This is a genomic window from Bacillus sp. 01N45, assembly GCF_056399205.1.
Window position 1 is genome coordinate 779,860 of sequence record NZ_JBFTQW010000001.1, and the last position, 9,723, is coordinate 789,582.

Genomic DNA, 9,723 nt, shown 5'->3' on the forward strand with positions numbered 1-9,723 from the left:
CATCCTTTATATAACTATCTCTACGCTGCTAACATTCTAATTCCAGCCGTAACTACGCTTACTATTCCTATCACTAGTACAATTAACAACCATTTCCGCTCTGGTTTTCTATAATATAAAATCCCACTTATGAACATTACAATCAATCCACTTACTAGATTCACTAACAATCCATTAAGCATGAATGCCCTCTCCATCCATTACATTTAAGAAATATTCTTCTAAGGAACTATGTTTCTTATTAATACTTTCAATTTCTACATCGTTCATAATAAGTGCTTTTGAAATGGCTTGCTGTGTCGCCGCCAATTCATACACACGAATCATATTTCCACTCATTATTTTGTAATTTTTTATACCGAGTTTATCTTCTAAAATATAAGCTGCACGCTTCACATCAAGAACAGTAATTTCAATGTACTCTGTTTGTTTTCCGTTAATACTCTTCATTGAAACTTCTTTTATTAGTTTTCCATTTTGAATTACACCAATTGTATCCGCCATTTGTTCCATCTCGCCTAAAATATGACTAGAGACTAATAACGTAATACCATATTCTTTGCAGAGCATTTTAAATAAGTCTCGTAATTCTTTAATACCAATTGGATCTAAGCCGTTAATAGGTTCATCTAAAATGAGTAATTCTGGCTTTGTCATGATTGCCCTTGCAATACCAAGTCGTTGCTTCATACCTAATGAAAAATCTTTTACTTTTTTATCATCTATACCGTGCAATTTCACTAAATTTAAAGCATGATCAATTGCGTTCTTGTCGTAATACCCCATATATTCACAATGTAATTCTAAGTTTTCCTTCGCCGTTAATTTATCATAAAAGATTGGATATTCGATAATTGTCCCCATGCGCTTTAACAATTCATAAGATGTATCCGTTAACTTCTCACCAAAAATTTCAATATCACCGCTCGTCGGCTTTATTAGATTTGTGATCATCTTCATAATCGTTGTTTTACCTGCACCATTCGGTCCTAAGAAACCATAAATCTCTCCTTTTTTCACATGCATGTTAACGCTAGAAATAACTTCTTTCCCTTTAAACACTTTCGTTAACTGATTCGTTTTTAATATATATGTCATGTCGTTTTCTCCTTTCGCACTACTTTATATTTCTATAATAGACAATGGAAATCTCTTTTTTCTTACCCGTTCCTTACAAATTCCTTACGCTGAAAAAAGCTTGTAGAATCTACTTCTCTACAAGCTAAAACAGCATCTTTTTTAATACAACTGTAAAAATCGTTTTTTTATATGGCTTACTAGAAAGGTGAATTTTTCCATCCATCGCTTCCACAAGCCGTTTCGTAATCGTTAACCCTAAACCGCTCCCTTGGTACAATCTATTTCTTGAATCTTCAAGTGTGTACATACGCTCAAACACTTTATCAATATGAGATTCATCAATTCCTTTCCCTGTATCCCATACATCTATATACACACTCGTTTCATCATCTCTTAACGTCACACCAAGTGTCTTTCCATCGTCTCCATATGTAATTGCATTTGATATTAAATTATTCAATACTCTACCTAATACTTCTACATTTCCAAGTGCATATATATTTCTTTCTGGTATATCAATATGAACTTGAAACCCTTTCGTCGTCACTAAATCATAAAAAGATAAAATCTTCTCCCGACAAACTTCATTCATATTTACTTTTGTCATCTCGATTGCCTTGTCACCAGATTCTAATTTTGCTAAATCAAAAAACTTATGAATTAGTTCCATTACTTCTAGTGTTTTCACATGCACCTTTTCAAGTAATATTTGCTGTTCTTCTTTACTCATCGCTTTATCCTTATTTAACATTTCTGTATATCCAAGAATAACTGTTAGTGGCGTCTTTAAATCATGTGAAATATTTGAAAGCATTTTTCTCATCGAAATTTCTACTTTTGCATGATCTGCATTCGTTTTCTGTTTTGCAGCTAATAATTGATTAATTGCCACTAATAATTTTTGTAATTGTAGATCATCTGTCATAACGAGTAACTTCTCGCCTGTTTGTTCATTTACAATGCTTTCTAGCTTTTCATATGTGTATCGTAAATTTTTGCTACTGTTTTTTCTCATTTTATACTGTATGTAAATGACACATAACAATGTAAAAATAATACCTATTAACAAATTGACCATATTACATCACTTCCAACTTATAGCCGATGCCCCATAACGTTTTAATATACTCTGGATTAGATGGATCACTTTCAATTTTCTCGCGCAATCTTCTCATATGAACATTTATAACATTATCATCACCGTAATACTCTTCGTTCCAAACTAACGTATATATTTGCGCTTTCGTAAATACACGATTTTGATTCTTTACGAATAGCTTTAAAATCTCAAATTCTTTTAAAGTAAGTTTGAGCGACTTTCCGTTTTTTTCAACCGTAAAATTAATTGGGTCAATTGTCAAATCACCAATTTGAATCATCTTTTCTGTTGTTTCTGTAGCCGAATATTTCGTAGACCTCCGAATACCCGCTTTTACACGTGCAGCCAATTCAATCATAGAAAACGGCTTACAAATGTAATCATCTGCTCCAAGTCCTAATCCAACAGCTTTATCAACATCTGTATCTTTTGCCGACATCATTAAAATCGGAACGGCACTTTTTTCCCGAATGATTCGCACAACCTCTAAGCCATCTAGCTTTGGCATCATAATGTCGAGGATAACTAAATCAAAGGATGATTTAAAAAATGCTTGCACCCCTTCTTCTCCGTCAGACGCGATTGTAACTTGAAAACCTTCCTTTATTAAATACTTTTCCACCATCTCTTGAATTGAAATATCATCTTCAACTAATAAAATATGATGTGACATATGTCTATCCCCTTTTTTACAAACATTAACATTTCAATTGTATCGTAACGAATGAATACTGGAAAGAATTATATGAATTTTCAAACCAACTTCCCTTCCTTCCTTAACAATGATATGATAAAATTCACTACTATTGTTCATAATTAACTTTATATAAAGGAGACTTATCATGTCAGAAAACAAAAAAGTAAGCTTAGCTGATTTAATGCGTGAACAACTTGCAAAGAAAAAGCAAGGAAATGGAAATGGTGCAAATAATACAAATCAAAGCCAAGCAACGAAAAAATTACAAAACCAACAAACGAAGAAAACAAACAACCAACGTAGACGTACAGGTGTATAAATGAACGGACAAAAACGTTCTAATATCGCACCCGGTCTTGAAGTTGATATTGTATTAAAACAAGATCAACGCACCGGTAAATTAACACGTGGAATTGTAAAAGATATTTTAACAAACTCCCCTTCTCATCCACATGGCATTAAAGTACGATTGCAGGACGGGCAAGTCGGTAGAGTACAAAATATCGTTCAATAAGAAAAGGAGCTCAAGTAAACTCGAGCTCCTTTTTCTTTATTACCCTTTAATTTTCTCAATGAAAACTACTTTTAAATAGTCTCCTTCTTTGAATTGATCAATGGTACGAAAATCTTCTGGTAAAGAATGTTCTTCTAATATTTTATATTTGCCATTCATTTCTTTAAATGCCGTATCGATAAATCCTTTAAACTTTTTCATATCAAATGCGCTACAGTTTGTAGAAGCAACGATAATCCCGTTATTTTCTGTAATCGCAATTGTTTCTTTTAGTAAGTTTTTATAATCTTTCGCTGCACTAAATGTATATTTTTTTGAGCGTGCAAAACTTGGAGGATCAAGTACGACCATATCAAATTTCATCTTTTTCTTAGCTGCATATTTGAAGTAAAGAAATACATCTTCTACAATAATATCTTGCGCTTCATAATCAACTTCATTTACACTAAACTGCTCAATCGTTTTACTTAAACTACGATTTGCAAGGTCGACACTCGTCGTTTTACTCGCTCCGCCAAGCGCTGCAAATACAGAGAAAGCACCTGTATAAGAGAACATATTTAATACTGTTCTCCCCTTTGCATATTTATCACGAATTTGTTTTCGAACGTTACGCTGATCTAAAAATACACCAACCATCGCTCCGTCATTTAAATAAACAGCAAAGTTCACACCGTTCTCTTTTACGATAAGCGGGAACTCACCGCGTACTCCTGCTACGAAATCATCGCCTTCAATGTATTTCCCTTTCGTATCAAAACGCTTTTTCTCATAAATACCTTTAAAGTTTGCTACTTTTTGAAGAGCTGCTATAATCTCATCTCTGAAAGTATAAATCCCTTCACTATACCAACTTACTACATAATAGCCGTCATAATAATCAATAATTAAGCCTCCAAGACCATCACCTTCACCATTTAGGGCACGGAATGCTGTCGTATCACTTGATTTGTAAAATTGCTTTCGTTTATGTAAGGCAGATTTTATTTTACTTTCAAAGAAAGATTGATTAATTTGTTCACTCTCTTTTCTCGTTAAAATCCAGCCGTATCCTTTATTTTGTTTTCCATAATAACCTTTTCCGACAAAATGGTTCTTCTCATCTACTACTTTAATGATTGTTCCTTCTTCCTGAACATCATTTAAATTTTGAATCGCATCTTTTAAAATAAGCGGATATCCACTTTTAATTTCTTTTATAAATTTCGGTTTTATTTTTACAGTTACTTCTGATCGCATATAATAACTTCCTTTCCATTTGCATGCTTTCTCTATAGGAAGCATTTAAAAAACGAGCCTGAAAAAACAGCCTCGTTTCACTATACCATATTATTGCTTTGCTAGTACAACTCGCTCATTCTCTCACTTAACCGCCACATATTTACTACATTTTGAAATGGAAATCTTACTGTCCAAAATAATCAAAAAACTTATTTATTTCACATTTACCATTGACATTGATAATGATTTTCATTATCATTTAATGTATATGAGTTCTCGAAAATAAAGGCTACATTTATAGGAGGAATAAAACATGATTATTGTTACAAATACAGCTAAAATTACAAAGGGAAATGGACATAAATTAATTGAGCGTTTTAATAAAGTAGGTCAAGTCGAAACGATGCCAGGCTTTTTAGGATTAGAAGTTCTTTTAACGCAAAATACAGTTGATTATGATGAAGTAACAATTAGCACACGCTGGAATGCAAAAGAAGATTTCCAAGGTTGGACGAAGAGCTCAGCATTTAAAGATGCTCATTCACATCAAGGTGGGATGCCAGAATATATTCTTGATAATAAAATCACTTACTACAATGTTGAAGTTGTACGTATGCCAATGGCTGCAGCACAGTAAACATATTTCTTTTTTAAAGTATAGAATATGAGAAGCGTTACCACTTCTCATATTCTATACTTTTTTTACTATCTCTTTACTAGTTTCGCATGCACGACTAATCTTCCTGCTTCCGGATCAAGTGCATAGTCACACGTCGAAAGTGTTACGATTTGATCACTCGCTGTCAATTTTGTATCCGTTTTGTACAGCGATTTTTCTTGAATTTTCTCCAAAAACGATGTGTATTCCGTATCATTGCTAAAATCCGTTTCAATGTAATAAAAATCAGTTGTTGTTGTATACACCGAGAACACTTCAAGATCATATCCTTCAAATAATGTATCGTAATATAATTTACGATGCGACATGAAGAACTCTTCATCTAACATTTTCTTTAAACTTCCAAACATAGAACCATCTTTCATACGGTGACCATATAAAATAGTATTTCGATTTTGAGATTTCACATCATTACGATAGTCCATAAAAATGCTGCCTGCTCTCATATCTTCACCTTTATAATTACGAAATAAATAGTAATCATTGTCTTTCGCCTGAACGATTGGATAATTAATTTGTGTATCATCCATCGTAATCCATCCAACTATTTCTTGGTTAATTTGCTGCAGAGCTTTGAACTGTTTACGTACTTCCCCGTCTTGTGATTGCTCTTCCATCGGACTCTTTTCATAAATGTTTTGTGCTTCGGCCATTACTTTACGATTTTCATAGTAATCCATGAAAATATCACCTAATTCATATACTGAATAGAAAAAGGTACCTAAAAAAACAACTGTAAGTATTCGTTGAAAAAAAGAATTCTTCTTCCGTTCTTTTTTACTACTCAAATCATCACCTCAAAACGGATTGTTCGCATATTTAAATACCCATTGGGACCATATACAACCCTGTATCTTCATCTTGCTTTACAACGACATCTACACCGTATATCGTCTTTATCATACTTTCTGTCACAACATCATTCGGCTTACCTTTCGTAACAATTTCGCCGTCTTTCATAACAATAATATGATCACTATAGCGAATCGCCTGATTGATATCATGTAATACCATAACGATCGTCAATCCATGTACTTCATTTAACTCTTTTACTAGCTCTAATATTTCAAGTTGATAATAAATATCTAAATATGTTGTCGGTTCATCTAAAAAGAGCATTGGTGTTTTCTGAGCTAACGTCATGGCAATCCAAACACGTTGTCTTTCTCCACCAGATAAGGCGTGAATCTCTTTATCACGTTTACTTAGCAAATTCGTACATGCTAAAGCCCTTTCGATTGCTTCTCTATCTTCATCAGTTTGCGAGGAAAAAATATTTTTATGAGGCATACGACCATAACTTGTTAATTTCTCTACCGTCATGTCTGCCGGTGCTTCATTTTGTTGATGGACAACGGCTAACTTTCTAGCAAACTCTTTCGGTTTATATTGACTAATCGCCTTCCCATCGAGTATTATCTCTCCGCTACGAGGGTCGTGATTTCTTGACATCACACCAAGTAATGTCGATTTCCCGCAACCGTTTGGACCAATAATTGTTGTAATTTTACCAATTTCTATTTCACTACTAACCGACTTTAATCGATCCGTTACATTATCATACGAAAAGGTTACATTTTTAATTTCCATGAACTTTATCACTCTTTCTAAGCAAGAATATTAAGAATGGGCCACCAATCACTGCCATAATCGTCGCTGCCGGAATTTCGTTAGGTGGCACAATTAACCTTCCAATCGTATCCGCCGTCAAAATTAATAACGCTCCTGCAAGAGCAGAAAATGGAATTAATACTTTATGATCCGAACCGACTAGTTGTCTTGAAATGTGCGGAACGAGTAATCCTACGAAAGCAATAACACCTGCAATTGCTGTTGATACTGCTGCTAAAAGTACTGCAATAGCAGAAATAATAAGACGAACTCTCGTCACGTGCAAACCTAAGTTTTTCGCAGTCTTATCTTGTAGCGATAATAAGTTACACCAAGCTCCTACAAACAGAGCAAGAATAAGACCAATCGTTCCATATGTAACCATTATTTCTACATCGTCCCACGTCTTCATCGTTATGTTAGAAGTCGTCGTTTGCTTAATACTCTTAATGAAGTATCCGCAAATCGTAATGAACGATTCATTTAATCCAGTGAACATTGCATTAATAGCTATACCAACTAAAATAATGCGAAGCGGACTTAACCCTGACTTCCATGAAAATGCATAAACGAGATAACATGCAAACGCACCACCTAAAAAGGCGAATACTGGTGTCCAGAAAAAGAATTGCGGGAATAGCGTAATAATAACAAGTGTCATAAAACTTGCTCCAGAAGATATCCCGATTACCCCAGCATCAGCAAGTGGATTTTTCATAACAGCTTGAAAAAGCACACCTGAAACGGCCAGAGCTGCTCCAGTAAATAGTGCAATAATAATACGTGGGAAACGTAAATCTTTAATCACTTCAACATCTTCATTTCCCCCTGTAAATATCCCTTGCACAAGCTCAACAATACCTATTTCTAAACTCCCTTTCATCGCTGACAATGATGTCATAACAATAAGCAATGCAGTAACAATGAGGAAACTCCAAGTTTTTTTATTCATTCCACTCTTCCTTTATATTAAAATGCATCACGGATACATCATTTTTTTCAATTCATCTAACGCTTCCATTGCTGCTAAATTACCTGTCGTCCCAAATAAGCGCTCTTCTAAATCGTAAACACGGTTATTTTTAACGGCAACGAAATGTTTCCAAATATCATTTGTTTTAAATTCTTTATCAAACATTTTCACAACTTCATCAGGCATACCATGAGCTGCTCGTAAAATAATATCTGGATCAGCTTTTTTTAAATACTCTGTATTAGAAGCTAAATACTCTACTTGTTCACCTTGCGCAATATTTTTGCCACCTAGTTGTTTCACTAGATCTCCAATATAAGAATGCTCTGTTGCTACTAAATAACTCCCTGGTACACCTAATAAAATAAGCACTGTCGGTTCTTTCTTTCCCTTTACTGCTTTTTTAATCTCTGCAACCTTGTTATCTAACTTCGTTACAACTGCTTCAGCCTGCTTTTCACGTCCATATTGCTTACCTAAATCGCTAATGGAATTTTGCATATTTTTCAAGCTTGTTAAATCTAAAAAATTTGCTTTCGTGCCCACACCATCAAAAACTGGCTTTAATTCATATTCAAGTGTTGTCACGGATAATACTTCTGACGGCTTTAATGACTTTACCTTTTCCATATCAGGACTCATCGGATTCCCGACTTCAGGTAAACCTTTATATCTCTTTGGTAAATCTTTCGTACTTGTTGGAATACCAATTAAATCTACTTCTAACGCATCCATAATTTCAGTAACAGCAACTGTCGTTGCAACAATTCTCTCTTTACTCTCACTCTTTACCTGTTTTGCTGCTTCTTTTTTGGGCGCCGAGCATCCAGCTATACTCACTAATAGAATGATAGCCATTAGTACACTAGCAATTTTCTTCACTCTCAATCACCACTCCTTTCCAAACAATATGAAACAAGTCTTGATGCATGCGAACATGCATCAAGACTCCAAAAATTACAATCTTCCTGCTCTATATTTACGAACTAGTAAAGCAAGTGACCCAAGCAATAGCACCATGTATAAACCTAGTTGTGCTGTATCTGCCGTTTTTGAGTTTTTCTCTTTTTTTGAATCATTTTTTTGATCTTCTTTTTTCTTCTTATCATCTGCATTTCGGTTAAAATCAGGATTATCTACTTTTTTTACATTATCTACTTTCGGTGTAATCACTGGATTGTTCGGATTATTTTTTGGATCCTCTTTAATCGTGCCTAACACACCAATATTATTTGTATCAAATTGAATTTGGACATCGTAGAAATGATGGTAGTTCATTTCGTTGATATCAACTTTTACTTTTGCATTTAATTTTGCAAATAAATCACTTACTTCAAATTGCACTACTCTCCTATTTGCATTTTTATCTTCGCTTACTACTTTCGCATCAGCAAAAAGACTGTTATTTTCCGTTTGGAATTTTGTAATCCATGCACTATTTTTCAACGTCATCTCAATGTACTTTTTACCATCTTTAACGATTAATTTTGCTGGGTGTACAGTATAGTCATGCATCTTTGAAAGCTCATTTGTTTTATCTTTTAACACTTTAAATGGAATATCATATTGACCATCCACTAAATTTCTTGGATCAACTATTACTTTTGGCTTACTATTTCCGCCTTGGTTGTTGTTTCCACCTTGGTTATCGTTTCCGCCTTGGTTATCGTTTCCGCCTTGGTTGTCGTTTTCGCCTTGGTTACCTAAAACTTTAATACTATCTTGATCAAATACAAATTGAACATCGTAGAAATGGTGATAATTCATCGCATCAATATCTACTTTTACTTTTGCGTTTAATTTTTTAGATAAATCATCTACTTCTAACTCTACTACTTTTGTATTTTGC

The 9,723-nt window shown here is 34.1% G+C and carries 13 protein-coding genes; 3 read left to right on the forward strand and 10 right to left on the reverse strand.

All coding sequences use genetic code 11. The features are described 5' to 3' along the window. Nucleotides 1-20: 20 nt before the first annotated feature. The 4 genes from AC1DMU_RS04100 to AC1DMU_RS04115 all read right to left on the reverse strand — a co-directional run bounded on the left by AC1DMU_RS04100 (nucleotide 21) and on the right by AC1DMU_RS04115 (nucleotide 2,852). Complete coding sequence (locus AC1DMU_RS04100) at nucleotides 21-182, reverse strand: hypothetical protein (RefSeq protein ID WP_176546134.1); 162 nt, start codon at nucleotides 180-182, stop codon at nucleotides 21-23. Then, nucleotides 175-1,098, reverse strand: a complete 924-nt coding sequence (locus tag AC1DMU_RS04105) for an ABC transporter ATP-binding protein (protein ID WP_088064530.1) — start codon at nucleotides 1,096-1,098, stop codon at nucleotides 175-177. The genes AC1DMU_RS04100 and AC1DMU_RS04105 overlap by 8 nt, the downstream gene beginning before the upstream one ends. A 124-nt stretch (nucleotides 1,099-1,222) precedes the next feature. Then, nucleotides 1,223-2,158: a HAMP domain-containing histidine kinase gene (locus AC1DMU_RS04110; protein WP_088064531.1), complete on the reverse strand. Its 936-nt coding sequence runs from the start codon at nucleotides 2,156-2,158 to the stop codon at nucleotides 1,223-1,225. Between the two features lies 1 nt (nucleotide 2,159). Next, the gene (locus AC1DMU_RS04115) at nucleotides 2,160-2,852 is read right to left on the reverse strand and encodes a response regulator transcription factor (RefSeq protein ID WP_087985356.1); all 693 of its coding nucleotides are present in this window, start codon (nucleotides 2,850-2,852) and stop codon (nucleotides 2,160-2,162) included. Between the two features lie 169 nt (nucleotides 2,853-3,021). Here AC1DMU_RS04115 and AC1DMU_RS04120 point away from each other — a divergent pair, with 169 nt between their 5' ends. Further along, complete coding sequence (locus AC1DMU_RS04120; protein ID WP_048544295.1) at nucleotides 3,022-3,195, forward strand: hypothetical protein; 174 nt, start codon at nucleotides 3,022-3,024, stop codon at nucleotides 3,193-3,195. Further along, nucleotides 3,196-3,390, forward strand: a complete 195-nt coding sequence (locus AC1DMU_RS04125; RefSeq protein WP_001014310.1) for a YwbE family protein — start codon at nucleotides 3,196-3,198, stop codon at nucleotides 3,388-3,390. Between the two features lie 39 nt (nucleotides 3,391-3,429). Here AC1DMU_RS04125 and AC1DMU_RS04130 read toward each other — a convergent pair whose 3' ends face one another. Then, a complete protein-coding gene (locus tag AC1DMU_RS04130) occupies nucleotides 3,430-4,629 on the reverse strand; it encodes a class I SAM-dependent rRNA methyltransferase (protein WP_087985357.1) in 1,200 nt (399 codons plus the stop codon). Nucleotides 4,630-4,924: 295 nt separating this feature from the next. Here AC1DMU_RS04130 and isdG point away from each other — a divergent pair, with 295 nt between their 5' ends. Beyond that, nucleotides 4,925-5,248: a heme oxygenase gene (gene isdG / locus AC1DMU_RS04135; RefSeq protein ID WP_000587825.1), complete on the forward strand. Its 324-nt coding sequence runs from the start codon at nucleotides 4,925-4,927 to the stop codon at nucleotides 5,246-5,248. 68 nt (nucleotides 5,249-5,316) lie between these two features. On the opposite strand, the gene srtB is transcribed toward isdG, so the two are convergent. The 5 genes from srtB to AC1DMU_RS04160 form a co-directional block, all read right to left on the reverse strand. Then, nucleotides 5,317-6,078: a class B sortase gene (srtB, locus tag AC1DMU_RS04140; RefSeq protein WP_088064532.1), complete on the reverse strand. Its 762-nt coding sequence runs from the start codon at nucleotides 6,076-6,078 to the stop codon at nucleotides 5,317-5,319. A 31-nt stretch (nucleotides 6,079-6,109) separates the two neighbouring features. Then, nucleotides 6,110-6,880 (reverse strand): ABC transporter ATP-binding protein, encoded by a 771-nt coding sequence (locus AC1DMU_RS04145; RefSeq protein ID WP_000403736.1) that lies wholly within the window; start codon nucleotides 6,878-6,880, stop codon nucleotides 6,110-6,112. Continuing rightward, nucleotides 6,870-7,853 carry a FecCD family ABC transporter permease gene (locus AC1DMU_RS04150; RefSeq protein ID WP_087985361.1) on the reverse strand — a complete coding sequence of 328 codons (984 nt, stop codon included), beginning with the start codon at nucleotides 7,851-7,853 and terminating at the stop codon, nucleotides 6,870-6,872. The genes AC1DMU_RS04145 and AC1DMU_RS04150 overlap by 11 nt, the downstream gene beginning before the upstream one ends. 27 nt (nucleotides 7,854-7,880) lie before the next feature. Beyond that, the gene (gene isdE, locus AC1DMU_RS04155; protein WP_088064533.1) at nucleotides 7,881-8,756 is read right to left on the reverse strand and encodes a heme ABC transporter substrate-binding protein IsdE; all 876 of its coding nucleotides are present in this window, start codon (nucleotides 8,754-8,756) and stop codon (nucleotides 7,881-7,883) included. A gap of 75 nt (nucleotides 8,757-8,831) precedes the next feature. Then, nucleotides 8,832-9,723: NEAT domain-containing protein (locus AC1DMU_RS04160; protein WP_476941471.1), on the reverse strand; the 892-nt coding region annotated here is incomplete at its 5' end.

Bases quoted from the DNA above. Each gene is read 5' to 3' on its own strand.
- AC1DMU_RS04100 (WP_176546134.1), bottom strand. From the start codon at position 182: ATGCTTAATGGATTGTTAGTGAATCTAGTAAGTGGATTGATTGTAATG.
- AC1DMU_RS04105 (WP_088064530.1), bottom strand. From the start codon at position 1,098: ATGACATATATATTAAAAACGAATCAGTTAACGAAAGTGTTTAAAGGG.
- AC1DMU_RS04110 (WP_088064531.1), bottom strand. From the start codon at position 2,158: ATGGTCAATTTGTTAATAGGTATTATTTTTACATTGTTATGTGTCATT.
- AC1DMU_RS04115 (WP_087985356.1), bottom strand. From the start codon at position 2,852: ATGTCACATCATATTTTATTAGTTGAAGATGATATTTCAATTCAAGAG.
- AC1DMU_RS04120 (WP_048544295.1), top strand. From the start codon at position 3,022: ATGTCAGAAAACAAAAAAGTAAGCTTAGCTGATTTAATGCGTGAACAA.
- AC1DMU_RS04125 (WP_001014310.1), top strand. From the start codon at position 3,196: ATGAACGGACAAAAACGTTCTAATATCGCACCCGGTCTTGAAGTTGAT.
- AC1DMU_RS04130 (WP_087985357.1), bottom strand. From the start codon at position 4,629: ATGCGATCAGAAGTAACTGTAAAAATAAAACCGAAATTTATAAAAGAA.
- isdG (WP_000587825.1), top strand. From the start codon at position 4,925: ATGATTATTGTTACAAATACAGCTAAAATTACAAAGGGAAATGGACAT.
- AC1DMU_RS04145 (WP_000403736.1), bottom strand. From the start codon at position 6,880: ATGGAAATTAAAAATGTAACCTTTTCGTATGATAATGTAACGGATCGA.
- AC1DMU_RS04150 (WP_087985361.1), bottom strand. From the start codon at position 7,853: ATGAATAAAAAAACTTGGAGTTTCCTCATTGTTACTGCATTGCTTATT.